The organism is Maritimimonas sp. 2405UD52-3 (assembly GCF_056591715.1).
The window spans coordinates 89,115-113,920 of the sequence record NZ_JBWQOL010000003.1 but is presented as its reverse complement, the minus strand read 5'-3'; the positions used below and the strand labels follow the sequence as shown (position 1 = coordinate 113,920).

Annotated in this window: 23 protein-coding genes and 1 other RNA gene; 21 read left to right on the top strand and 3 right to left on the bottom strand. The window is 33.1% G+C overall.

Annotation, left to right across the window (positions count from 1 at the left end; genetic code table 11):
* Window positions 1-53 precede the first annotated feature (53 nt).
* The 11 genes from AC1EU5_RS08380 to AC1EU5_RS08330 all read left to right on the top strand — a co-directional run bounded on the left by AC1EU5_RS08380 (window position 54) and on the right by AC1EU5_RS08330 (window position 12,675).
* Window positions 54-2,564, top strand: coding sequence for an OmpA family protein (locus AC1EU5_RS08380; RefSeq protein ID WP_480191926.1), 2,511 nt, complete (start codon window positions 54-56; stop codon window positions 2,562-2,564).
* On the top strand, window positions 2,561-3,118 hold the full coding sequence (locus AC1EU5_RS08375; RefSeq protein WP_480191925.1) for an N-acetylmuramoyl-L-alanine amidase family protein: 558 nt from the start codon (window positions 2,561-2,563) through the stop codon (window positions 3,116-3,118). The genes AC1EU5_RS08380 and AC1EU5_RS08375 overlap by 4 nt, the downstream gene beginning before the upstream one ends.
* A gap of 101 nt (window positions 3,119-3,219) precedes the next feature.
* Window positions 3,220-4,119, top strand: coding sequence for a helix-turn-helix domain-containing protein (locus tag AC1EU5_RS08370; protein ID WP_480191924.1), 900 nt, complete (start codon window positions 3,220-3,222; stop codon window positions 4,117-4,119).
* 84 nt (window positions 4,120-4,203) lie between these two features.
* Window positions 4,204-5,520, top strand: a complete 1,317-nt coding sequence (locus AC1EU5_RS08365) for a vanadium-dependent haloperoxidase (RefSeq protein ID WP_480191923.1) — start codon at window positions 4,204-4,206, stop codon at window positions 5,518-5,520.
* A 24-nt stretch (window positions 5,521-5,544) separates the two neighbouring features.
* A complete protein-coding gene (locus AC1EU5_RS08360; protein ID WP_480191922.1) occupies window positions 5,545-7,212 on the top strand; it encodes a tetratricopeptide repeat protein in 1,668 nt (555 codons plus the stop codon).
* Window positions 7,213-7,231: 19 nt separating this feature from the next.
* Window positions 7,232-8,281: a hypothetical protein gene (locus tag AC1EU5_RS08355; protein ID WP_480191921.1), complete on the top strand. Its 1,050-nt coding sequence runs from the start codon at window positions 7,232-7,234 to the stop codon at window positions 8,279-8,281.
* A 20-nt stretch (window positions 8,282-8,301) separates the two neighbouring features.
* Window positions 8,302-8,775, top strand: coding sequence for a hypothetical protein (locus AC1EU5_RS08350; protein WP_480191920.1), 474 nt, complete (start codon window positions 8,302-8,304; stop codon window positions 8,773-8,775).
* 129 nt (window positions 8,776-8,904) lie between these two features.
* Window positions 8,905-10,482, top strand: coding sequence for a M28 family metallopeptidase (locus AC1EU5_RS08345; protein ID WP_480191919.1), 1,578 nt, complete (start codon window positions 8,905-8,907; stop codon window positions 10,480-10,482).
* A 273-nt stretch (window positions 10,483-10,755) separates the two neighbouring features.
* Entirely contained in the window at window positions 10,756-11,031 is a 276-nt protein-coding gene (locus AC1EU5_RS08340; protein WP_480191918.1) for a hypothetical protein, read from the top strand.
* 48 nt (window positions 11,032-11,079) lie between these two features.
* Window positions 11,080-12,204: a lactonase family protein gene (locus AC1EU5_RS08335; RefSeq protein ID WP_480191917.1), complete on the top strand. Its 1,125-nt coding sequence runs from the start codon at window positions 11,080-11,082 to the stop codon at window positions 12,202-12,204.
* Window positions 12,205-12,213: 9 nt separating this feature from the next.
* Window positions 12,214-12,675, top strand: coding sequence for a methyltransferase family protein (locus tag AC1EU5_RS08330; RefSeq protein WP_480191916.1), 462 nt, complete (start codon window positions 12,214-12,216; stop codon window positions 12,673-12,675).
* A gap of 65 nt (window positions 12,676-12,740) precedes the next feature.
* Here the strand turns inward: AC1EU5_RS08330 and fsa are convergent, their stop codons facing one another.
* The 3 genes from fsa to ffs form a co-directional block, all read right to left on the bottom strand.
* Complete coding sequence (fsa, locus tag AC1EU5_RS08325) at window positions 12,741-13,394, bottom strand: fructose-6-phosphate aldolase (RefSeq protein WP_480191915.1); 654 nt, start codon at window positions 13,392-13,394, stop codon at window positions 12,741-12,743.
* A 142-nt stretch (window positions 13,395-13,536) separates the two neighbouring features.
* A complete protein-coding gene (locus AC1EU5_RS08320) occupies window positions 13,537-14,340 on the bottom strand; it encodes an SDR family oxidoreductase (RefSeq protein WP_480191914.1) in 804 nt (267 codons plus the stop codon).
* Between the two features lie 104 nt (window positions 14,341-14,444).
* An RNA gene (gene ffs / locus AC1EU5_RS08315) (signal recognition particle sRNA small type) lies at window positions 14,445-14,543 on the bottom strand.
* A gap of 127 nt (window positions 14,544-14,670) precedes the next feature.
* Here ffs and AC1EU5_RS08310 point away from each other — a divergent pair.
* The 10 genes from AC1EU5_RS08310 (at window position 14,671) to AC1EU5_RS08265 (ending at window position 24,794) form a co-directional block, all read left to right on the top strand.
* Complete coding sequence (locus tag AC1EU5_RS08310; RefSeq protein ID WP_480191913.1) at window positions 14,671-15,177, top strand: DUF4199 domain-containing protein; 507 nt, start codon at window positions 14,671-14,673, stop codon at window positions 15,175-15,177.
* A gap of 14 nt (window positions 15,178-15,191) precedes the next feature.
* Entirely contained in the window at window positions 15,192-16,139 is a 948-nt protein-coding gene (locus AC1EU5_RS08305) for a glycosyltransferase family 2 protein (RefSeq protein ID WP_480191912.1), read from the top strand.
* A 56-nt stretch (window positions 16,140-16,195) separates the two neighbouring features.
* Window positions 16,196-17,917 (top strand): phospho-sugar mutase, encoded by a 1,722-nt coding sequence (locus tag AC1EU5_RS08300; RefSeq protein ID WP_480191911.1) that lies wholly within the window; start codon window positions 16,196-16,198, stop codon window positions 17,915-17,917.
* Complete coding sequence (locus tag AC1EU5_RS08295; RefSeq protein ID WP_480191910.1) at window positions 17,914-19,740, top strand: ABC transporter ATP-binding protein; 1,827 nt, start codon at window positions 17,914-17,916, stop codon at window positions 19,738-19,740. Before AC1EU5_RS08300 ends, AC1EU5_RS08295 begins: the two co-directional genes overlap by 4 nt.
* Window positions 19,741-19,750: 10 nt before the next feature.
* On the top strand, window positions 19,751-20,383 hold the full coding sequence (locus AC1EU5_RS08290) for an NAD(P)H-dependent oxidoreductase (RefSeq protein ID WP_480191909.1): 633 nt from the start codon (window positions 19,751-19,753) through the stop codon (window positions 20,381-20,383).
* 7 nt (window positions 20,384-20,390) lie between these two features.
* Window positions 20,391-21,842: an aminoacyl-histidine dipeptidase gene (locus tag AC1EU5_RS08285; protein ID WP_480191908.1), complete on the top strand. Its 1,452-nt coding sequence runs from the start codon at window positions 20,391-20,393 to the stop codon at window positions 21,840-21,842.
* A gap of 50 nt (window positions 21,843-21,892) precedes the next feature.
* On the top strand, window positions 21,893-22,456 hold the full coding sequence (locus AC1EU5_RS08280; protein ID WP_480191907.1) for a hypothetical protein: 564 nt from the start codon (window positions 21,893-21,895) through the stop codon (window positions 22,454-22,456).
* A gap of 5 nt (window positions 22,457-22,461) precedes the next feature.
* Complete coding sequence (locus tag AC1EU5_RS08275) at window positions 22,462-22,851, top strand: hypothetical protein (protein WP_480191906.1); 390 nt, start codon at window positions 22,462-22,464, stop codon at window positions 22,849-22,851.
* The gene (locus AC1EU5_RS08270) at window positions 22,852-23,091 is read left to right on the top strand and encodes a hypothetical protein (protein WP_480191905.1); all 240 of its coding nucleotides are present in this window, start codon (window positions 22,852-22,854) and stop codon (window positions 23,089-23,091) included.
* Between the two features lie 92 nt (window positions 23,092-23,183).
* A complete protein-coding gene (locus tag AC1EU5_RS08265; protein ID WP_480191904.1) occupies window positions 23,184-24,794 on the top strand; it encodes a CTP synthase in 1,611 nt (536 codons plus the stop codon).
* The last annotated feature ends 12 nt before the right edge of the window (window positions 24,795-24,806 follow it).

The following is a 24,806-nucleotide window of genomic DNA, read 5'->3' as shown; positions in this document are numbered from 1 at the left end:
CCTTAACTACAAAAATCAAGTCATGTTTGAAATGAATCTTAAAAATCTTAATCATGATCAGCAGAAAAGAATTATCAGATTATGCTAAAACTAAGTGTAATCAAACAAAAAAAATAATTGAAGAACACGCACATGAAATAGAAGAAAGTGTTGAATTAAGTGATTTAAAAGTTAACTCAACACTTATAGTTAATATAATATTAAGTGTCATACTCTTTTTAATTGTATTTGCTATTGATCAAACGCGAGAAATTATTTCATTTTATATCAAAAATTTCAATGGTGATCCGTTTATAACCACTTCTTTACTCTGTCTTATTAGTCTTTCCTTTTATGCTCTCAGTAAGTTCGTGCAAATTCAAAAAGACAAGCTAAAAGAGAAAAAAATAATGAAATCTTCTTCTAATGATGGAGTATCAGATGTTAAAGTGTTACTCGCTAATAACTCTAATCCTGATAAAGACGGTTTTTGGATGATCTTTAGTTATATGATTATTCCCATTGGTCTTGTGACATATTTATTGATCTACTTTTTACTACATAAATATGAAAATGGGTTACCTCTGCTAAGCTTTCTATCATTAATTATCTATTGGGTAAGCATTGATTATTTAATCCTTAATAATAAGCATAGATCTCATAATCCAGATAAGTATAGACGCACTATAGAAAATGTGGTTAAAATTATAACCTTGTTGAATCTATTAATCATACTGGCCTATATATACGTAACACATCAACAAGGCTTTGAGAATAAGATTGGTGTAGGTTCTATAGATATACTATTGGTGTCAATAATAACTTTAAGAGGGCTTTTTGCATTAATCTTTTATTTATATGCCAAATCTCCAAATTTTGTAAATGTCTTTAGAAGAAAATCTTCATTTAACAAAAGGCAGTTAATTCCCTTAACCTTTTTAACGCTACTTTTCTTTTTCTTATTTGCCAATATTAACCCATTTATTAAAGGATATGAAGATTTTGTTGAAATAGAAACTCATGAATTAAAAGATCAAGACAGTATTAATAGAATGCATATATCAACTTATATTAAAGAATGGCTGTATAAAAGAAAAAATAACAATGAAAATATCTACTTGGTAGCAGGTCAAGGAGGGGGATCACGTGCCGGATTCTGGACATCTATTAGTCTAGCGAATTTAGATAGTTTAACATACAGTCAAAAAAAATCTTCTTTCTATGACAATTGTTTAGCTATTTCTACTGTTTCCGGTAGTTCAGTTGGGGCAGCTGTGTATTTAAATGCCAAGAAGAATAAATTATTAGAAAATACCTCAGCACCATTTGTGAATAAAGATTCATTGAAGAAATTTTTCAATCAAGATTACTTTAGTTCCAGCATAATGCGAATATTTTACATTAATCCATTTCAAAAAATTTACCCATTCAACATTAATAGAAATGAGCAGTTAATGAGAGAAGAAAACAATTATTTTACCAAATATTTTGGTGATCATTTTTCGTATAAAAGTAAGTTTCCAATTATTGATAAAAAGGATATTAAAAATGATTCAACCTATATGGCTCCCTTATTGATTCCTAATACGTACAATGTTACAAAACGGAAAAAAAGTATTATTTCTCCGGTAAAAATTTCAGGTGAAAATAGTCATTATGAAGAACTAGTAGAGAAATTAGCTAAAAAAAATAAGACGATCAGCACTGCACAAGCTGTTAATCTAAGCCAAATGTTTCCCGTTTTAAGTGCTAGTGCAACTTTCGACAGTTGTCAATATTACGATGGAGGAGTTTATGATAATTCAGGATTATCAACCATTAGAGATGTATATTCAACATTAGTACCTTATAGAGACCTAATAAGCCCTAATAAAAAAATTGTAATTATTTATCTTCAAAATAGTGAAGAAAGTAAGGGCGAAATTTCTAAAAATAGCCTTGGTACTTTAGTTACCGCGATTACGGGTAGTATATTTTCAGCAAATACTGAAAAGCATCAAAAAAAGCTTATTAAAAAAATGCGCAAATACGGAGACGTATTAGACACCTTAAAACAAGGTGAAAAAATCGTTTTAAACAGATGGATTAGTGAACAACATGCTGAATCTATGCTTGCAGAAAACAAGTATAAAACCAAAGGTTTTATTAGCAAACATACCGCCCAAAAATCTGAATATAAAAGAAACCGCCCGACTCTATTCAAAACTAATATATATTTCGGATTTAATGATGATAGTTTAAATCGAACTGGGAAAAGTGTTTTAGAAAATTTAATAGAAGAAATTAAACCACACCAAGTAATATTAAAGGGATTTACTGATTCAATTGGTACTTTAGATCAAAATAAGGTTATTGCTTCAAAAAGAATGAAAGCGGTTCAAAAATTTATTGAAAAGAAGATGGAAGAAATTGAACATCCAAACGTTAGTTTCGAAACTGTTTCTATGTTAATGCAAGGAAGCAGATATGATCCAGATGAAGTTAGACAACTCAACAGAAAAGTAGAAGTAATACTTAAATATTATGTACCAAAAGATGAAGATGGTTATTTCCCAGAACCAATACCTGAATTTAAAGTCTTATGAAAAAAATTGCAATAGTAGTTGGTCATAATCATAGACACCAAGGAGCTCAAGCTATAGAACCTATAAATAGATCAGAATTTGATTTTAATAATCAGTTAGCAGATTTGATGCTTCAAGAATCATCGAGCTCACCTTTTGAATTAAAGATATTTAGCAGAAAATTTAGAAACTCATATTCAAAAGAAATTAAAGAAGTCTACAACCAAGTAAATTTATGGAATGCAGATTACTCAATGGAATTACATTTTAACTCAGCAGTATTTACTGTTTCAGGGAGTGAAGTGCTTTCAAGCGGCAGTAGAAAGTCGAAAAAGTTTGCTGAACTTGTTCAACAGGAACAAGTACGACTATTTAATAGATCAAAAAAAGAAGATAGAGGAGTAAAAATTAGGAAGAAAGGCTCAAGAGGGTATTTATCTTTAGTTTCAGGGAAAGCACCTGCTATAATTGTTGAACCCTTCTTTGGTTCTAACAGAAAAGACAGCAATCTTATGGATAGTTTAGGGCTTCAAAAACTAGCGTTATCATACTTGAATGCTATAGACCAGCTTTAGCAAGCAACTTATAAACACTTCTCGCTTGGTCACATTTTACACTAAATTTTGTATATTTAGTACATCTAACTGTCTTTATTTCAACAATTAAACCTTTTCTTATGAGACGCAAAGACATGATACATTTCTATGAGTTTGTTGATGGAAATTTTCTATTCAAACAGTTTAAAGTAGATGACGTATTATTCACTGCTTACGATTGTCCTATAGAAGGTTCTCCTGTTGATTATTGGATCAAAACCAACTATTTCTGTTATGTCTTTGTGGGTGGTGGCCGTTGGAAAACACCACATGAAGAATATATTATAAAAGCAGGTGATGCAGCTTTCCTAAAAAAAGGAGCACATAGAGTTTATAAGATTTTAAACGGTGATTTTTGTGCTTTGCTTATCATGGTACCTGATGAGTTTATTGCTTCGGTGATGAAACATGAATGTGGAATGGGTTTTAATAGTGGTAAAACTAAGCATACTGATTCTGTCATTCCTCTAAATCTTAATAAATCTTTAAAAGATTATTTTGACACGCTTCTAGGCTATTTTTCATTAGAATCACCACCATCAAAGAGCTTGTTAACTATAAAATTCAAAGAATTAATTGTCAATATAGCCACAAGTGGCTATAATCCATTGGCAACAGGGTATTTTAAGGAATTAAGTGCTAGTAATAAACGAAATTTGAGAGCTATTATGGAAGAGCATTTTATGTTTAACCTAAAACTAAAAGAATTGGCTAAACTTAGCGGACGAAGCTTGGCTACTTTCAATAGGGATTTTATAAAGCTGTATAAAATGACTCCTGCCAAATGGTTAAAGAAGAAACGTGTAGAATATGCCAAGTTTTTATTGGAGACTACAGAGAAAAATATTAATGAAATTGCTCTAGATATTGGTTTTGAAAATACTTCACATTTCATTAAATGTTTTAAAGAATACTTTAACGATTCTCCACTTCGATATAAAAAAGCATTAAAAGAAAAAGAAACCTTAGTTGTTGTTTGAGTTTTTTAGAATATTTTTTGATTTTTCTAGCATAGAATTTCACAATACCTTCAACTAACTTGCAGCAGTTTTTAAATATAAGTTATGAAATTCAAACACCTTACTTTTATTAGTTTGGCTTGCATAGTTTTACTACAAAGCTGCAAATCACAGACACTTAAGATCGAAAATTATGATGCCTCTTTAGCATCATCATTTAATCAAAAAATCATTGAAACTGCTATTGCGGAAGATAACCTCCTTACTATGAAAGGAGTTCGTTCTGCATCAATGATGCATGTAGCTATGCATGATGCTTTAAATAGTATTGTACCTAAATACACACATTATGCTTATCATAGTAAATCTCCAAACGCTGATCCTGTTATCGCAGCAGCCTATGCCGCTTATGCAGTAGCAATTGATCAATATCCTGATAGAAAGGATACTTTCGAAAAAATTTTAAACAATTATATTTCTAATATTGAAGATTCAGAGAGTAAAGCAGCTGGTAAGGCCTTAGGAGAAGCTTCGGCTAAAGCTGTGTTAGAAAAGCGTAAAGGTGATAAATGGGATGGTGAAGCTGATTACACATGGCATCCTATGGCACCAGGCGTCTATGCAGAATTCAATGAGCATAGTGGTACTCCCGAAGGTTTTATATATGGAGCTGGACTTGCAGTAGTTAGACCTTTTTTATTACCTAGTTATGATTATTTTAGAGCTCCTCCGCCACCTAAGATTAATAGTGAAGCTTATACCAAAGCTTTTAATGAAGTGAAGGAATTAGGTAGATTTGATAGTAAAACAAGAACACCAGACCAAGCTCATTTGGCAATGTGGTGGAAAGAATTTGGAGAAAGCTCTTTTAATAATTTGCTTCGTGACCTAGTCAAAAAAGAAAAAACCAATCTTTGGGATGCTACACGTACTTTTGCATTATTGAACATGGTTATTTTTGATGGATATGTAAATGTATTTGACAATAAATTTCATTACAATCACTGGCGTCCTTATACTGCAATTCGCTGGGCAGCTAATGATGGAAATAAAAACACAAAGCCCGATTTAGAATGGGATAATTTACATAAGAATACATATCCGTTTCCCTCCTATCCTTCTGCACATGGCACCTCTAGTACAGCCGCCACAACTGTTCTAGCAAATACTTTTGGTAAAGGCGATAACTATAAATTTACTATGGTCCAAAAAGAAGTAGACAGCGCTGGTTTCTTTTCTGGAAAAATGAAAATGGACCCGCCTACTCGTTCATTCAATAGTTTTTCTGAAGCAGGAATGGAAGCATCTATGTCTAGAGTGTATTTGGGAATTCATTTTAGATACGATTCTGAAGAAGGCAATAAACTTGGAGCTAAAATTGGAAATTATGCTGCCGAAAACTTCTTAAAACCAATTGATTAGAAGCATTTTTGTAACTTTGGTTTTATGAAAAACCTGGTTAATTACATGCTGCTAATAAGTTTCATTACAATATTAGGATGTAAAAAAGAACAAAGGCAACTTCCTACGCTACAATCCTTGAATGTTGACTTATTAAAAGGCGATTTGATTTTGTGTAGTGGTGACTCTTTTGGCGATGTAGAGTTTTCTGACTTTTGCAGCTTTGAAGTACGTGATGATTTTAATCTGGCAGTATCACTATTACATTCGTTTGAATATGAGGAAGCTGAAAAGGTGTTTGCTAAAGTCATAGATAAATCTCCAGATTGTGCAATGGCATACTGGGGAGTAGCTATGAGTATTTATCACGCTGTTTGGTATCCTCCATCAGAAAAAGATCTCATCAAAGGCTCAAAAGTATTACAGATTGCAGATGCACTTCCAAAAAATGGAAAAGAAAAAGATTATCTAGATGCCATAGGCGCTTATTATAAAGATTGGCAGACAATTCCTCATACGACAAGAGCTAAGAATTTTGAAAAAAAGATGGAAGGATTGTATCTAAAGTACAAAGACGACACAGAGGCAGCCATCTTTTATGCCCTTGCTTTATATTCCACTAGAGACAAATCAAGCAAAGAATATATAAATGAGAAAAAAGCAGGTAAAATATTAGAAAACATCTTTCCCAATCAACCTAATCATCCTGGTATTGCGCATTATTTAATTCATAATTATGACAATCCTGATTTGGCACATTTAGCACTCGAAACTGCAAGAAGGTACGCGACCATTGCTCCTGCATCTGCTCATGCGCAGCACATGCCATCACATATTTTTACACGATTAGGCCTATGGGATGAATCAATTCAAGCAAATAAGAGTTCTGCTAATGCAGCGGTATGTTATGCGAATAGTGTGAATCCCGAATATAATTGGTTTGATGAACTACATGCACTAGACTATCAAGTTTATGCCTATCTTCAGCAGGGAAACAATGACAGCGCTTTTGCGAAGCATAAATACGTCAAAAATATCAAGAAAGTCTTTCCTAAAAATGATTTGGCTGCAACTTATGCTTTAATAGCAATTCCTTCGAGAGTTTATTTAGAGAATAAGTTATGGAAGGAAGCCTCAGAATTAACATTACCTAATATTGATTTTGATTGGGATAAACTTCCTTGGCAGAAGGCCATGCTACACTTTACAAAATCTTTGGCTTTTTCTAATTTAAAAGATACTGTTTCCGCATCGAGCGAAATAAAAAAAATAGATGTTATTAAAGATGAGTTGCAATCAAATGATGATCTATACAGATCACAACTGGTAGAAGTTCAACTGTTAAGTTCAAAAGCTTGGTTGGCTTTTGCCAATGGAAAAAAAGAAGAGGCAATCAATCTCATGGAGAAAGCCGCAAATCTAGAAAATGGCCTTGTAAAACATCCTGTAACACCTGGGCAATTATTACCTGCGTTAGAGTTATTAGGAGATTTATATATGGAACTCGACATATCAGAAAAAGCATTGAAGGCGTATGAAGCTAATCTTAAATTACATCCTAAACGATTTAATGGTGTATACGGAGCTGCAATGGCAGCCAAAAAAGCCGGGAATGCCCTAAAAGCTAGAACTTACTATAAAGAACTTCTTGAATTATCAAAAAATATTAATTCATCTAGACCTGAAATCCAAATTGTAAAAAGCTTACTTTAGTATTCTTAACAATTCTTGCATGAAGATTCTAAAAAGAATACTACTTCTAATAGTGTTAGCATTACTAGTATTCATTGCAAATATTCTAATCACTACCGGTTATTTTAGAAACATTGAAAACCATTTTGATGGAAGCATCATTAAAAAAATTAATATTCCCGGAGCCGAAGATATTACTATAAGTTATATAGATAGTTTTGCTATAATTTCTGCTACTGACAGGCAAAAGTTCCCTCCTCAAGAAGAAGAGAAAGGTGGTTTGTATTATTTGGACTTAAAGAACAAAGAATATCAACCCATTCATCTTACCCCAAATTTTAAAGGTGCGTTTGCCCCTCATGGTATTTCCATGCTTAAAGTAGATAATACTTATAAAATACTCGCTGTAAATCACACACCTAAAGGACATAGTATTGAAGTCTTTAAATTAAATGGTAAAACTCTAACACATATGGAAACATTAGAACATGCTTCAATGATAAGTCCAAATGATGTGGTACAATTAGATGAGCACCGTTTTTACTTTACCAATGATCATAAATATACCGAGGGTGTTGGCCGGTTTATTGAAGATTATGGTGGTAGATCCATCTCAAATGTTATTTATTTTAATGGTAAAAATTATACAGAAGTGGCTAATGGTATTGCATACGCCAATGGTATTAATTTAGATCTGAGTCGAAACTTAGTTTTTGTTGCATCTCCCCGAAAATTTTTAGTAAAAGTCTATAAAAGACAAGATAGTGGAAGTCTCGATTTTATTGAAAATATTGATTGCAATACTGGTGTTGATAATATTGAATTCGACTCAAATGGAAATCTTTGGATAGGTGCACACCCCAATCTATTACGTTTTGCCGCATATGCCAAAGGAAAGAAAGAAACCGCTCCATCTGAGATCATCAAAATAGACTATCGTTCAAAAGGTGATTATACAGTTAAACAAATTTATGTTGAAGATGGTACTGACATGTCTGCATCTACCGTGGCTGCTCCTTTCAGAAACCTCATACTTACTGGTAATGTAATGGATGAACATTTTCTAATTTTAGAAAGATCACCTAACTAACTGATTCTTAAATTCCTTTTATGAAAACTGCTACTGTTAAAGAGCTTAAAACCGAACTTCAGTATCTTTCTAAAGATGACATTACTGAACTATGCCTACGTTTATCTCGCTTTAAAAAAGAGAATAAAGAACTACTTACTTATTTACTTTTTGAAGCAGACAACGAAGAAGGTTATATAAAAAGTATTAAAGATGAAATTGACGAAGAGTTTAGTAATATAAATACAACCAGTTATTTCTATATAAAAAAAAGTGTTCGTAAAATACTTAGAATGGTAAAAAAATACATTCGTTACTCTAAAAACAAAGAAACTGAGGTGGAACTGCTCTTACATTTTTGTATTACTCTAAAAAATATGAACCCTTCTATTAAAAGAAATCAAACGTTGCAAAACATTTTAAACAGGCAGCTAATCTTGATAAAAAAATCCATTTTATCATTACATGAAGATTTGCATTATGACTATACCTTGGAACTTGAAACGTTTTATTAGAGAAGGATACATCTTACGGTTGTAATAACAAAAAATCTTGTTAAAAAGTAATTCCAATAAGTTTTTCCAAAAACTGTTACATCAATTTTTTGTAATATCGCGTACAATTAAAATAAACTACTAAAACAAATGAAACGAATAGTGTTTGTATTTGCAGCTTCAGTGTTGATTGCTGCATGTAGCTCTACCAAATCGGCTACAACTACTACCACAAAGGCTCCTGAGCCAAAACCTAAAAAAGAAGTGACTGCTTTTGCAGGTACTATTACTTCTGATGAATTGAAAGGGGCATTGTACACGTACGCTTCTGATGATTTTCAAGGGAGAGAAACCGGTGAGCTAGGACAAAAGAAAGCTGTTGAATATTTAAAGAATCATTATGTATCCTTAGGAATTCCTGCCGCTAAGTCTGATGGTGATTATTTTCAAAAAGTGCCTTTAATAAAGCAAGGTGCACCTGAAATAACACTGAGCATTAATGGTAAAGAATTTAAACCTGTTGATAATTTTGTTTCAGTTACTGATGGTGAAGATGGAGCAGCATCTGCTGAAGAAATTGCTTATGTTGGATACGGAATTGAAAGTGAAAACTACAATGATTATAATAATGCAGATATTTCTGGGAAGTTTGTATTGATTAAAGCTGGAGAGCCTCAAAATGAAGATGGTACTTTTAAAATTTCAGGAACCAAAGATGCATCTAAATGGGGAACAAATCAACAGTTTCGGGCTAAGCGCGAGTTGGCAAAAGCTAAAGGCGCTAAAGGTATTTTATTTTATGCTCCTCAAATCTATCCTTTTGTAGCGCAACAATACGATTCTGGAGGTGGTAATATTGCATTGAAAACAGATGCTCCTCAAGAGAAGATGTACTATTTATTTGTAAACGCTGATCTAGCAAAGGCGGTGGTTGAAGATATTGATACGAATACAATACCTAAAACAGTAAAGACTCCTGTAAAGCTCACATTTAAAAGTAATACAAAAGAATTAGATTCAGAAAATGTGGCTGCATTCTTGAAAGGATCAGAAAAACCGGATGAAATAATTGTTATCTCTGCACATTTAGATCATGAAGGTGTAAAAGGTGAGGACATATATAATGGTGCAGACGATGATGGTTCAGGAACCGTTGCTATTCTTGAAATAGCCGAGGCTTTTAAGGAAGCAGCTAACAACGGACAAACACCAAAGCGCTCTATTCTGTTCTTGCATGTTACAGGTGAAGAAAAAGGATTGTTAGGATCTCGTTATTATACAGATCAAGACCCCATTTTCCCTCTAGAGAATACAGTGGCAAACTTGAACATAGATATGATAGGGCGTACTGACCCCAAGCGTACTGAAGGTGACAGAAACTATATTTATTTAATAGGTAGTGATAAATTGAGTACTGAATTACATAACTTGTCTGAGGAGGTAAATAAAAAATATGCAAATGTAGAGTTAGACTATAAGTTTAATGATGAAAATGATCCTAATCGTTTTTATTACCGATCAGATCATTACAACTTTGCAAAGAACAACATTCCAGTAATCTTTTATTTTAATGGTACACATGCCGATTATCATAAACCTACCGATACTCCTGATAAAATTGAATATGATCTTCTAGAAAACAGAACACGTTTAATTTTCTATACTGCTTGGGAACTGGCTAATAGAGACAACAGAATTGTTGTTGATAAAGCCGAGGTTAAAAACTAGCAACAGTAAATCAAGTTTCGTATAATTTATAAGCCCGGCTGCGAGCCGGGTTTTCTTTTGCGCTATGATAATTTATTGTTAAATTCTAAAGAAAAGTATACTACATAACATCAAAATTACGTTCTTTATATCAGTAAAGTTTCTCCCTAAAAACTTCACTTACCTTTTGCATATATTCAATTTTGGATATGCGTAAAGTATTGCCAACCGAATATCAGCTCAACTAACCAATCAAATTGGTTAAATGAATTATTAATCTATAAATGATATTCAATGAAATACACTATTGTTATTACTGAAACTGCATCTAACACTACATCCACGCTTTCAGGAGAGCTTACTGAACAAGACCATTTACTACAAAAAGCATTGCTGCATCAAAAAAGATTGGTTTGTGTAAACCCAAAAGAGAATACCGGTTCAGAGTATAAGATCATTTTAGAAAAAAAGAATCGCGTAGTTAGAGAATTTTTATTTGATGATACTTCCATTGCCAACAATATTCAACAATTATTGACCAGAGCCAAGTCGAATTCAGTTGTTTCATAATATGCATTAATTCATAAAGCCTTAACTTCGTAGGATATACTAATTTCTATGAAACAATTAACTCTTTTAACTCTTTTGATCTTCTGTACAATAACCTGCAAAAAAGAACAACAACCTGAAAAAGAAAAAGATGAAAAAGGTTTTGTTTTTTATATAGGTACATATACCGGAAATAATAGTGAAGGTATTTATAAGTATACATTAAATCAAGATGGTTCTTTAAGCTCATTAGGACTAGCAGCTAAAACTGAAAATCCTTCTTATTTAACAAAGAGTAAAAATGGAAAATACCTTCTTGCAGTTAACGAAATTAGCAATCAAGATACTGTTGGAACAGTAAGTTCTTTTTTTATAAAGAAAGACACCTTACAATTCATTAATAAGAGTTCTTCAGGTGGGGCACATCCTTGTTTTGTAAGCATAAATGATCAAGGTTATGTATTAACTGCAAATTATACTGGTGGAAATGTTGGCTTACTAAAAATAGAAGAGAACGGACAACTTTCTGATCTACTTGATGTTCAGCAACATTGGGGAAAAGGCACCACTGACAGGCAAGATGCTCCTCATGCCCACTCTTCTTATTTTTCACCAGATACTGAAACTGTAATAGCAGCTGACCTAGGTACTAACGAACTCTGGATTTCTAAATTAGATGCCACGTCACAATCGTTAAAACCCTTAGATAGTCAAAAAATAAAAATGATTGAAGGTAGCGGCCCAAGGCATTTGGCGTTTCATGTAAACGGTAATTGGATTTATGTTTTAAATGAACTTAATAATACAATCTCGCAACTACAAAAAAATGAAAATGAAAACTATGAAATTGTTTCCTTAGCTCCTACCTTACCCAATGATTTTAAAGAATATAATACCTCTGCCGATATCCATATAACTTCTGATGGAAAATTTCTCTATACATCTAACAGAGGTCACAATAGTATTGCTATGTTTGAAGTAAATGAACAAAATGGTAACCTAATACCTATTGGTCATTCATCAACCAAAGGAAAAACACCAAGAAATTTTGCATTGAGTCCAGATGGGAATTTTTTATTAGTTGCTAATCAGGAAACTAATAATATTGTATCCTTCATGAGAAGTCATGAAAAAGGAACTTTAACTTTCGTTGATGAAATAGAAGCTCCTACTCCTGTTTGTATTCTATTCTAAATAAGAATAATGAAACTTATTCTGAAGAATATTTTTTATACCATTCTTCAACCAGGAGTCGTAGCTGGGTTAATACCTTATCTACTTTTAAACCGAAAAGTAACTTTTCAAATAAAAGAATCTAACCACCTCATCGGCTTAGGATTGTTTGCAATAGGTTTTATTGTTTTATGTATTTGCGTTTATGCATTTATAAAAGAAGGTAAGGGCACTATTTCTCCTGCCGACCCAACAAGGGAGTTAGTTACTAAAGGGCTTTACAAATATTCCAGAAACCCAATGTATGTAGGTATTATGGCTATTTTATTGAGTGAAACTATATATTTTCAGTCAAAACGACTTTTACTTTATAGTACATTAGTTTTTGTGCTTTTTCATCTCTTTATCAAATATATTGAAGAACCACGTTTAAAAAGAGATTTTGGCAAGCTGTACTTATTGTATAAAGAGGATGTGAGGAGATGGATATAAACAAAAGATCCTGCCTTATCAGCAGGATCTTTGAATACTTTTCCTTTTTCTATTAATTAGGTTGGTTAATTTCCTTTTTTATAATCCGCTAAAAATTTGGCTAAACCAATATCCGTTAAAGGATGTTTTAATAATCCATCTATAGCTTTTAATGGACCTGTCATTACATCTGCACCGATCTTAGCACAATCCATGATATGCATGGTATGGCGAATAGAAGCTGCTAATATTTGTGTGTCAAATCCATAGTTATCATAAATCAATCTAATTTCTTGAATCAACCCAAGTCCATCTGTAGAAACATCATCTAAGCGTCCAATAAAAGGTGACACATAAGTGGCACCAGCTTTAGCTGCCAACAAGGCCTGTCCTGCAGAAAATACTAGCGTACAATTGGTTTTAATTCCTTTGTCAGAAAAATACTTAATAGCCTTTACTCCTTCTTTGATCATAGGTACCTTTACCACTATTTGAGAATGCAAAGCTGCTAATGCTTCTCCTTCTTTAACAATACCATCAAAATCTGTAGAGATCACTTCAGCACTTACATCTCCATCAACTATTTCACAAATATTTTTATAATGGTTTATGATATTTTCATGCCCGGTAATTCCTTCCTTTGCCATTAATGAAGGGTTGGTAGTCACTCCATCAAGAATACCCATATCTTGAGCTTCTTTGATTTGGTCTAGGTTAGCTGTATCTATAAAGAATTTCATTTTTTGATTTTAAGTTTCGCAAATATACTTTAACGGTATTGCAGTACACAAATACATAACGTACAACTTATTAACATGTTATACCAATGTTGGATGAAAGATGTCAGCAGTAAGAATATTAATAACCTCATCAAGCATCAAGCTACAATTTATAGTGATTCATCAGTAACTTTTCGTAAAGAGTATCAGGTAATATTCGTTTGAGTATAATAGAAAACTTTTGCATAAATGTTCCTACCTTATAATGTACTTTAGGCTTTTTAGTATTTATAATTTTAAAAATAGCTTTTGCCATCACCTCTGGTGGCATACCAGAATCTACATGGTCATCCATCAACGCTAAGTTTTCTGAATATTTCTTTTTATAAGCTGAGTGCTCATAAACAGGAGTATGATATCTTCCTGAAGCAATATTTGTGGCAAAATCACCAGGTGCAACATTAGTAATATGAATACCGAATTCCTTGGTTTCCATTCTTATGGCCTCGGTAGCTATTTCTAGAGCGCCTTTGGTTGCCGAATAAATTCCTCTAAAAGGTAAACCCATATATCCAGCAATGGAAGTAACATTTACAATCAAACCTGATTGCTGTTTACGCATTTGTGGTAACACAGCTTTCATAACATCAATAGCCCCAAAAAAATTAGTGTTGAAAACTTTACGCATCTCATCAGTTGGTGTATCCTCAATAGGGCCTGTAATACCCATTCCTGCATTATTCACAAGTATATCTAACCCGTTTTCTTTTTCTATAATTGTTTGAATAGCTTTTCGAATAGAACTCACATCATTTACATCTAAAGACAGTAATTCAAACTTACTATTTTCTACTTTGTCTGGGTTTCTACTGGTGCCATACACTTTCATTCCCTTTTCTGAAAGAAACTCAGCAATACTTTTACCAATACCTGAAGAGGCGCCTGTAATTAAAACAACTTTAGACATGCAATAGATTTCAATAGGCACAAATGTAACAAAATGAATGTTTGTACTACTAATGAAATGGGAAATTGAATATGCAGTATTGGGTGCTAAATTTTGTGCACAAAAAATGGCAAGCGACCTACATCACACCGCTACGACCTAATACCTTTGCTGCATTCCTGCCCTGGAGGATTCAAAGGGAGCTGGTTGTGTAGGACTTGCCGCTGCAAAGTTACAACCTATTTCTAATTTTCCTACGGTTTTTGCACTTTTTTAAACACTGAAAAATATGTAAAAAATAAAGGGCTAATTCTTAAATAATTATATTTGTTTCACTCAAACTAACTAACAATGGAAAACTCAAAAAATAATTTACTGTCTGTTGCTTTTCAATTCGGTCTTATACTAGCTGTCTCGCGGGTTTTATTAGATTTTGGTTTAAAAATGATGGATGTCAGTGCAATGACCTATTATCTAGGTTTTTTAATAGGCTTTATTCTTGAGATAATTTTGGTTTTCTATGCAATTAAAATGTTTCGAGATAAATACAACAATGGATTATTGTCATTTTCTGAAGCTATAAAGTTAGGTATTGTTATGATGATCATAACCGGTATTTTTTTCTTTGTTTCTAGTGCTTTTATTGATCCTGATTTTCAAGGTAGAAAAGCTATTGAAATGGTTGAACAATATCAACCAGAAAAGCTTGACGAAACATTAGAGCAAATTGAAGAAGGTAAAAAGAATCCTAAGTACTTTGCATCATTTGGTTTATTCCTAGTATACTTTATATTTTTGGGTTTTGTAATTTCAGCTGTAGGTGGAGCTATATTTGGCAAAAAAGAAAACCCATATTAATAGATTAAAACAATATGAACATATCAGTAGTTATTCCACTACTTAACGAAGAGGAATCTTTAATAGAATTACACGATTGGATTGCACGCGTGATGCAGTCCAATCAATTTTTATATGAAATTATTTTTATTGATGATGGCAGTACTGATAATTCATGGGGTGTTATAGAACAGCTTTCAAAAATAAATACGAGTGTAAAAGGGATTCGTTTTCAAAAGAACTATGGAAAATCTCAAGCATTGCATGCTGGGTTTGAAAAAGTGAAAGGCGAAGTAGTTATTACTATGGATGCTGACTTACAAGACAGTCCTGATGAAATTCCTGAATTATACGAGCTCATTGCAAAAGATAATTATGACTTGATATCAGGTTGGAAAAAAAAGCGCTACGATTCAAAGATTAAAAAGAACTTACCATCAAAATTATTCAACGCGGCCGCTAGAAAGACTTCAGGTTTACATCTACATGATTTCAATTGTGGTTTAAAAGCCTATAAAAAAGAAGTCATAAAAAATATAGACGTTTATGGTGAAATGCACCGTTATATTCCTGTTTTAGCAAAGAATGAAGGATTTGACAAGATAGATGAGAAAATAGTACAGCATCAAGCAAGAAAGTACGGCGTTACAAAATTTGGAATAGATCGCTTCATTAATGGTTTTTTAGATCTTATTTCAATATGGTTTTTATCAAGATTCGGAAAAAGGCCTATGCATCTATTTGGTCTGTTAGGCAGTTTGATGTTTATTATTGGCTTTTTATTCGCCTTATATTTAGGCATAGACAAATTGTTTTTAGACCCTTCTGGAAGACTTATTACACAACGCCCTCAGTTTTATATTTCACTAGTAGCGATGCTATTGGGTACCCAACTATTTTTAGCTGGTTTTCTAGGAGAATTGATCTTGCGCAGTAGAAGAGATCACGACAGATATAAAATTAGCAACACACTCAATTTTTAAAGCGTAAAGCAAAGGCAAAATTAATACCTTTGTATAAAATTCTATTTTAGAAATTGATGGACGATAACCGAATCTTAGAGAAAGCTCAGCAGTGGCTTAGCAATACATTTGATGCTGCTACCCAACAAGAAATTCAAACTTTAATTTCAAATAATACGAGTGACTTATCTGATAGGTTTTATAAAGACCTTGAATTTGGTACCGGAGGCATGCGTGGTATTATGGGTGCAGGTACTAATAGAATTAACAAATATACACTGGGTAAATCAACACAAGGCTTATCTAATTATCTGCGTAAATGTTTTCCTGAAAAAGAATTAAAGGCAGTCATTGCTTATGATTGTCGTCATAATAGTAACACATTTGCAAAAGTGGTAGCTGACGTTTTCTCGGCTAACGGCATCAAGGTATTTTTATTTGAAGACTTGCGCCCTACTCCAGAACTTTCCTTTGCCGTACGTCATTTAGGATGCGATGTGGGTATTGTATTAACAGCATCTCATAACCCACCTGAGTATAATGGCTATAAAGTGTATTGGAATGATGGCGGACAAATAGTACCACCACAGGATGGTGAAATAATTGCAGAAGTAAATTCACTCAATTTTTCAGATATTAATTTTGACAACAATGAAAAGTTAATTGAAAAGATTGGTAAAAAAGTAGATCAGGCTTTTATAAAAGCTTCTGTTGAGAATGGTAGTTTTAATGTTCAAAATAGAAGTAAACTAAATATTGTTTTTACCCCCTTACATGGTACTTCAGTAATGTCAATACCTCAAGCCTTAAAAAAGGCTGGGTTTTCAGATGTATCCATTGTCAAAGAACAAAAAAAGCCTAATGGTGATTTTCCAACTGTAAAGTCTCCAAACCCTGAAGAGCCAGAAGCTTTAAAAATGGCATTGGATTTAGCAGACAAAATCAATGCTGATATTGTTATTGGTACAGATCCAGATTCTGACAGATTAGGTATTGCGGTTCGAGACTTAGATGGTAATATGATACTTTTAAATGGAAACCAAACTATGAGTGTCATGACTGATTTCTTATTGAAACAATGGTATGAAGATGGCAGACTTAATGGAAATCAATTTATTGGTTCAACTATAGTTTCTACTGATCTAGTTAAACAGATTGCCAAAAGTTATAATGTAGAAACCAAAGTTGGTTTGACTGGTTTTAAATGGATTGCAAAAATGATTCGTGATTTTGACCATATGGAGTTTATTGGCGGTGGTGAAGAAAGTTTTGGCTATATGGTAGGCGATTTTATTCGAGATAAAGATGCAGTAACTGCTACCCTATTAGCATGTGAAATTGCTGCAAACGCAAAGAACAATAATTCCTCATTTTACAAAGAGCTAGTTAACATTTATTTAAAGCATGGTTTTTATAAAGAACATTTAATTTCTTTTGTTAAAAAAGGAGCTGATGGCGCTAAAGAAATTCAAGAAAAAATGACCGAAATGCGTGCACACCCCATAACAGAAATTGATGGTTCGAAAGTTGAATTTTTATATGATTATCAAGCATCTATCTGCCAAAATTTACTCACTGGCGAAAAAACTGCCATAAACCTGCCAAAATCCAACGTGTTGATCTATCAAACACAGGATGGCACTAAAGTTGCCGCCAGACCTAGTGGAACGGAACCCAAAATAAAGTTTTATTTTAGTGTGAACCTCCAACTAGATGATATAGAGAGTATAATGCCAACTGAACGACTTTTAGATCAGAAGATTGAACGCATTATAAAAGAATTGAAGTTAGATTCATGAATTATTTTAAAAAGATTATCCGTTTTGCCTTGCCTTACAAAGCATACGGAATCTTAAACATTATTTGTAATGTTTTTTACGCACTTTTCAGTGCACTTTCTTTTATAGCATTAATACCAATGCTTGACATTTTATTTGAGAAAGATAAAGTTAAACCTACAGTAGAACCCGTCTATTCTGGTATTTCTAACCTTAAAGATTATTTCAAGGATTATCTTGCCTTTCAAGTAAATCAATACGCTCAAGATGATGCATCTAAAGCCTTATTATTAGTAATTGGCTTGGTAATTATTTTATTCTTACTAAAGAATATTTTTAACTATTTGGCTATGTATTTCATTACTTTTTTGCGTAATGGTGTATTAAAAGATTTAAGAAATGAATTGTATAAAAAAACAGTTGATTTACCTCTATCCTATTTCTCTGAGAAACGGAAAGGAGATATTATGGCACGAATAGGGACGGATGTGCTAGAAATTCAACATTCTTTCCTTTCTATTCTTGAGTTAATTGTCAGAGAGCCTTTGACGATTATTTTTACAATCATTATGATGCTTATAATTAGTGTTAAGCTAACCGTCTTTGTGTTCATTTTTATTCCACTTTCCGGATTTATTATTTCAGCAATTGGTAAAAGTTTGAAAAGAAAATCTGATCATGTACAGAAAGAACAAGGTACATTTCTATCTACATTAGAAGAGACATTAGGTGGGTTAAGAATTATCAAAGGATTTAATGCTGAAAATAAATTCAATCGAAAGTTTCAAGAGTCTACTGGGCGTTTTTATAAGTTCTCCAATAAATTATTGAATCGCCAAAATTTAGCTTCACCTACAAGTGAGTTTTTAGGTATTACAGTAATTGCCATATTGCTATGGTACGGAGGTAGAATGGTTTTAGTAGAAGAAACATTAGATGGTAGTTCATTTATTGCTTATATGGGCTTGGCTTATAATATTTTGACACCAGCTAAAGCAATTTCAAAAGCATCTTATGGAGTCAAAAGAGGTAATGCGGCAGCTGAACGAGTATTGGAGATTATTGAAACCGAGAATCCTTTAAAAGATAAACCTAATGCGATAGATAAAGAAAATTTTGACTCAGAAATAAAATTTGAAGATGTCACTTTTAGATATGAGGAAGAAGATGTCTTAAAAAACTTTTCTTTAAGTATTCCTAAAGGAAAGACTGTAGCCCTTGTTGGGCAATCTGGTAGTGGAAAATCAACCTTAGCAAATCTTATTACACGCTTTTATGATGTAAATGAAGGAAAGATTACCATAGACGGGGTTGATATCAAAGATTTGAAAATACAATCCTTACGAAGGCAATTGGGTATTGTTACTCAAGATGCCATCCTATTCAATGATACTGTTAAAAATAATTTATTATTAGGAGTAGAAAGTGGGACCGAAGATGATGTTATAGAAGCTCTAAAGATTGCAAATGCATGGGAATTTGTAAAAGACCTCCCTAATGGAATTGACACTAATATTGGTGACGGCGGCAATAAACTCTCTGGCGGGCAAAAACAGCGACTAAGTATAGCAAGGGCGGTTCTTAAAAACCCACCTATTATGGTCTTAGACGAAGCCACTTCTGCTCTAGATACTGAATCAGAGCGGTTAGTACAAGATGCTCTTGAAAAAATGATGCAAAACAGAACTTCCATTGTTATTGCACATCGATTATCCACAATTCAAAATGCTGATAATATTGTAGTCATGCAAAAAGGCAATATAGTGGAACAAGGTAAACATAAAGAATTGCTTGGTCAAAACGGTGTTTACAAAAAATTAGTAGAAATGCAATCACTTGCATAAAAAGAAATCTATGAATATTATAGAAAGTCTCGAATGGCGTTATGCTTGTAAAAAATTTGATGAGCAACAAATCGTTTCCGATGAAAAAATAACCACATTAGCTGAAGCTTTTAATTTGACAGCTACTTCTTTTGGTTTACAACCCATTAAAATGTTGATAATAAAAAATAAAGAGCTTCAAAAAGAATTGGTTCAGCACTCATTCGATCAGAAACAAGTGTACAGTGCTTCTCACCTACTTGTAATTTGCATTCATGATTATTTTACCTTAGATGATATTGATGCTTATTTTGATAGAGAAAAAGATATACGAGGAACTTCAGAAGAAATATTAAAACCCTACAGAGAACAATTAAAAGGTATTTTTGCCAATAAGTCTACTAATGAAAAGCAAAAATCAGCTATTAATCAGGCCTATATAGCTTTAGGTAATTTAATGACAGTTTGCGCTACCGAAAAAATTGATGCCTGCCCAATGGAAGGTTTCAATGCACAGCAATATGACCGTATTCTTAATCTTAGAGAGCAGAATTTAAAATCGGTTCTTTTGCTTCCTGTAGGGTATAGAGCTGAAGATGATTTTATGAGTACCCTTAAAAAAGTAAGAAAACCAATTCAAGAAACCATAATAAAAATAGTATAATCAAGATATGAGTCAAGAAGTAAGAGCTTTAGAACCATTTAGTCTATGGAATCATTTTGCCGACTTGAATGCTGTACCTCGCGCCTCCAAAAAAGAAGAGCGAATCATACAATTCATGGTTGATTTTGGTAAAAAGTTAAATCTAGATACTCAAGTAGATGCCGTAGGGAATGTTATCATAAAAAAACCTGCTACAATAGGTATGGAAGATCGTAAAACTATCGTGATGCAATCGCATTTAGATATGGTACATCAAAAGAATAATGATACCATTTTTGATTTTGACACCCAAGGTATTGAAATGCTTGTGGATGGAGATTGGGTGAAAGCTAACGGTACCACACTGGGTGCAGATAATGGTTTAGGCGTTGCCACTATCATGGCCATTTTAGAATCAAAAAGCATAGTTCACCCAGCCATAGAAGCATTGTTTACCATTGATGAAGAAACTGGCATGACGGGTGCCATGGGATTGGAAGGCGGTTTGCTTGAAGGAGAAATACTATTGAATTTAGATACTGAAGATGATGATGAAATTGGTGTGGGTTGTGCAGGTGGTGTTGATATAACCGCTACAAAGTCTTATGCTCCTCAAAAAACTCCTGTAAATACCTCAACGTATTGCATAACAGTTAAAGGATTACAAGGAGGTCATTCTGGGATGGATATCCATAAAGGTTTTGGAAATGCCAATAAGTTAATGAACAGAATTTTATTTGACCTTAACAATCTTATTGCTATATCAGAAATTGATGGTGGTGGATTGCGTAATGCAATTCCTAGAGAGAGTAATGCTATAGTAATTACGGAGAATCCTGAGGTTTTTGAAGAAAAATTCTATGAGATTGCTAAAGATATTATCAATGAATATGACGCTATAGAAGGAGATATTGAAATTTTATTGGAGGAATGCTTTACTCCCGAAACTGTAGTACCTAAAGAAACTCAAAGATCTTTACTGCAAGTAATTTATGCTGTTCACAATGGTGTATATAGAATGAGTCCTGATATCCCAGATTTGGTAGAAACATCAAACAATGTAGCCCGTGTTTTAGTAAAAAATGGTGAAATAAAAATTTTATGCCTTACAAGAAGTTCAGTTGAAAGTGGTAAAGAAGACTTGGCTAATGCTATTGCCTCTAGCTTTGAATTAGCCGGTTTCACCGTTGAACTTTCAGGAGCCTATCCAGGATGGAAACCAAACCCAAATTCAGGAATCTTAAAAGTAATGAAGAAACTATATATCGATCTTTTTGACGAAGAACCAAATGTCATGGCTTGCCATGCTGGTCTAGAATGCGGTATTCTAGGCACAAATTATCCTGAAATGGATATGATCTCATTTGGCCCTACCATAAAAGGGGCACATTCTCCTGACGAGCGTGCAAGTATTAGCTCTTCACAGAAATATTGGAAATATGTCTTAGAAATCTTAAAAAATATCCCTAAAAAAGACTAAATAAAACTTTCTTTTTTTCGTTACTAAGTAGAATCCAAAAATCAAAAAAAATGAAGATCAGAAAAATTTTAACCATTTTCACTTTTGTATTATTGCTAATATCATGTAGTGAAGATGATAGTTTACCTATTGATACTGGTGCGCAGCAAAGTGACTTAATTGGCAACTGGAATCTTACTGAGGTTCTTCATGATGGAACAGCAACAGCTACAGTTCAAAGCATTCCTGTAACTGGTAATGTTGATGCTTTTGGTAAAAATATAAACGCTCAGGTTACATTTTCAGAAAATCCAAATAACCTAACTGCCAGCGGTGGATATACGGCAGAGACCACCGTATCAATAGCAACAGAAAATTTTACTTTTGATTTACCTCTTGTCTTAAATGAAGTTTTAAGTCAGAATTCATGGACACTTGATAACGGTGTTATAACGCTTACAAATAGGGAAGAAACCTTAGACTTGAATATTACTGAATTGAATGAATCATCGCTTAAAATAGAATTTGACTTAATTTTAGAGGTTCAAGTTCCTGCAGGATTAAATATTTCTTTATTACCTGAAGGTACTCCAATAGAACTAGACATTAAGGTAAATATGTCATTCACAAAATAAAGAATTTGAAAAAGTTCTATTCCCTATTTCTATTTTTAGTTACTGGGTTGACTATATCTTACGCACAACCAGTAAAATTCAACAAGAAAACCTTAAAATTTTTAGACTCAGCAAAAGTAATTTTTGTTGCGTTTGATTTTTCAGATTTGACTTTTGAATCTGACAAAAAATCGGAAAAAGTTTATTTAGAAAACAGAAAGATAAGATTGAATAAATATGAAGAAGGTAAAGGAGATTATTGGGTGAAAAACGGATATTATAATGCGAAAAATAAATGGTGGCAAGAAAAATTTGTAAACGAATTTAATAAGCATTTAGAAAAATCCAAGAAGAAAGCTAGGCTTACTTTAAACATGGCAAATGCAGATTACAAAATGTCAGTTAATACTAAGTGAATGTATTTAGGTTATGATGTTGGGGTATTTGATGAACCCGCCAAAATTAGACTTGACATAAACTTCTATAACCAAAGTGATCCGGAAAAACTGCTTTCTAATTTATTCATTAAAAGTGCTCATGGTACAAATAGAAATATAGATAATGATCATGAGTTCCCCTATTTAATGCGAGTTGGTAATGCATACAGAAGAAGTGCTTTTATGCTTTTTTTGGTATTAAAACGGCACATAAACTAAATAAGTTTCTAAAAACGAGCACTCTATAACGTTTTTAATTTTTTCATTTGCCAAATCTTTTAGAGTTTGTACTTTTGGCAAAACCAACAGGAATGAAAAAAACGAAATATGTTTTCGTTACCGGAGGCGTAACTTCATCACTCGGAAAAGGCATTATAGCTGCTTCATTGGCTAAACTTTTGCAAGAAAGAGGATACTCGGTCACCATTCAAAAACTAGACCCTTACATCAATATAGATCCTGGTACATTAAACCCATATGAACATGGCGAATGTTATGTTACTGATGATGGTGCCGAAACCGATCTTGATCTTGGACATTATGAGCGATTTTTAAACATTCCCACTTCTCAAGCCAACAATGTCACCACCGGTAGAATTTATCAAACTGTTATTGACAAAGAAAGAAGAGGTGATTATTTAGGGAAGACTGTTCAAGTTATTCCACATATTACAGATGAAATAAAACGACGCATTCAGCTTATTGGCAACACCAATGAATATGATATTGTCATCACCGAAATTGGCGGTACCGTTGGTGACATTGAGTCATTACCTTACGTAGAATCTGTACGTCAATTACTGTGGGAAATGGGTGAAGAGAACGCTATCGTAGTTCACCTAACCTTAGTACCATATTTAGCAGCAGCTGGTGAATTAAAAACCAAACCTACACAGCATTCAGTAAAAATGTTAATGCAAAGTGGTGTAAACCCAGATATATTGGTATGCAGAACTGAGCATCATATTTCTGATGATATTAAACGAAAACTGGCACTTTTCTGTAATGTAAAAAAAGAAGATGTAATTCAGTCGCTTGACGCAGAAACTATTTATGATGTACCAAATTTAATGTATGAGGAAGGTTTGGATACGGTTGTGCTTAAAAAATTAAAGCTTTCATCAGAAGATAAGCCGGTTTTAAATAAATGGAATGATTTTTTAAGGCGTCATAAAAATCCAAAGGATACTATTGAAATAGGTCTTATTGGTAAATATGTTGAATTACACGATTCTTACAAATCTATTTCTGAAGCCTTTATACATGCAGGAGCTACTAATGAGGTAAAAGTAAATCTTCATTGGATACACTCAGAAAATTTAACAACAGACCAGCTAAAAGATTTACATGGTGTTCTGGTGGCACCCGGATTTGGGAATCGAGGAATAGAGGGAAAAATTGATGCTATTCAATACATAAGAGAACATAATATTCCATTTTTAGGAATCTGTTTAGGCATGCAAATGGCAGTAATAGAGTTTGCACGTAATGTTTTAGGATTACAAGATGCAAACTCAACAGAGATGGTTGAGGAAACATCTCATCCTGTAATCAATCTTATGGAAGAACAAAAAAGTATCACCAATATGGGCGGTACTATGCGTTTAGGTGCATGGGAATGTAAATTAGATGAAAACTCAAAAGTTTATGATGCTTATAAAACTGATATGATTAGTGAGCGTCATAGGCATCGTTATGAATTCAATAATGAATATTTAGAACAGCTCACCAAAGCAGGTATAAAAATAACAGGTGTAAACCCAAAAACCGGTTTGGTAGAAATCATTGAGTTGCCTGATCATCCTTGGTTTGTAGGCGTACAATACCATCCTGAATATAAAAGTACCGTCCTAAATCCACACCCGCTATTTGTAGCATTTATAGAAGCAACATTCAAGTATAAAAAAAGCCTTGATTCATAAAATCAAAGCTCT

What these genes read in the sequence shown, in the direction of transcription:
- AC1EU5_RS08370 (WP_480191924.1), top strand. Translation starts at nt 3,220, where the DNA reads ATGAGACGCAAAGACATGATACATTTCTATGAGTTTGTTGATGGAAAT.
- AC1EU5_RS08340 (WP_480191918.1), top strand. Translation starts at nt 10,756, where the DNA reads ATGAAATACACTATTGTTATTACTGAAACTGCATCTAACACTACATCC.
- AC1EU5_RS08320 (WP_480191914.1), bottom strand. Translation starts at nt 14,340, where the DNA reads ATGTCTAAAGTTGTTTTAATTACAGGCGCCTCTTCAGGTATTGGTAAA.
- AC1EU5_RS08345 (WP_480191919.1), top strand. Translation starts at nt 8,905, where the DNA reads ATGAAACGAATAGTGTTTGTATTTGCAGCTTCAGTGTTGATTGCTGCA.
- AC1EU5_RS08350 (WP_480191920.1), top strand. Translation starts at nt 8,302, where the DNA reads ATGAAAACTGCTACTGTTAAAGAGCTTAAAACCGAACTTCAGTATCTT.
- AC1EU5_RS08280 (WP_480191907.1), top strand. Translation starts at nt 21,893, where the DNA reads ATGAAGATCAGAAAAATTTTAACCATTTTCACTTTTGTATTATTGCTA.
- AC1EU5_RS08380 (WP_480191926.1), top strand. Translation starts at nt 54, where the DNA reads ATGATCAGCAGAAAAGAATTATCAGATTATGCTAAAACTAAGTGTAAT.
- AC1EU5_RS08310 (WP_480191913.1), top strand. Translation starts at nt 14,671, where the DNA reads ATGGAAAACTCAAAAAATAATTTACTGTCTGTTGCTTTTCAATTCGGT.
- AC1EU5_RS08335 (WP_480191917.1), top strand. Translation starts at nt 11,080, where the DNA reads ATGAAACAATTAACTCTTTTAACTCTTTTGATCTTCTGTACAATAACC.
- AC1EU5_RS08365 (WP_480191923.1), top strand. Translation starts at nt 4,204, where the DNA reads ATGAAATTCAAACACCTTACTTTTATTAGTTTGGCTTGCATAGTTTTA.
- AC1EU5_RS08300 (WP_480191911.1), top strand. Translation starts at nt 16,196, where the DNA reads ATGGACGATAACCGAATCTTAGAGAAAGCTCAGCAGTGGCTTAGCAAT.
- AC1EU5_RS08295 (WP_480191910.1), top strand. Translation starts at nt 17,914, where the DNA reads ATGAATTATTTTAAAAAGATTATCCGTTTTGCCTTGCCTTACAAAGCA.
- AC1EU5_RS08305 (WP_480191912.1), top strand. Translation starts at nt 15,192, where the DNA reads ATGAACATATCAGTAGTTATTCCACTACTTAACGAAGAGGAATCTTTA.
- AC1EU5_RS08330 (WP_480191916.1), top strand. Translation starts at nt 12,214, where the DNA reads ATGAAACTTATTCTGAAGAATATTTTTTATACCATTCTTCAACCAGGA.
- AC1EU5_RS08355 (WP_480191921.1), top strand. Translation starts at nt 7,232, where the DNA reads ATGAAGATTCTAAAAAGAATACTACTTCTAATAGTGTTAGCATTACTA.
- AC1EU5_RS08290 (WP_480191909.1), top strand. Translation starts at nt 19,751, where the DNA reads ATGAATATTATAGAAAGTCTCGAATGGCGTTATGCTTGTAAAAAATTT.
- AC1EU5_RS08270 (WP_480191905.1), top strand. Translation starts at nt 22,852, where the DNA reads ATGTATTTAGGTTATGATGTTGGGGTATTTGATGAACCCGCCAAAATT.
- AC1EU5_RS08360 (WP_480191922.1), top strand. Translation starts at nt 5,545, where the DNA reads ATGAAAAACCTGGTTAATTACATGCTGCTAATAAGTTTCATTACAATA.
- AC1EU5_RS08375 (WP_480191925.1), top strand. Translation starts at nt 2,561, where the DNA reads ATGAAAAAAATTGCAATAGTAGTTGGTCATAATCATAGACACCAAGGA.
- AC1EU5_RS08265 (WP_480191904.1), top strand. Translation starts at nt 23,184, where the DNA reads ATGAAAAAAACGAAATATGTTTTCGTTACCGGAGGCGTAACTTCATCA.
- AC1EU5_RS08285 (WP_480191908.1), top strand. Translation starts at nt 20,391, where the DNA reads ATGAGTCAAGAAGTAAGAGCTTTAGAACCATTTAGTCTATGGAATCAT.
- fsa (WP_480191915.1), bottom strand. Translation starts at nt 13,394, where the DNA reads ATGAAATTCTTTATAGATACAGCTAACCTAGACCAAATCAAAGAAGCT.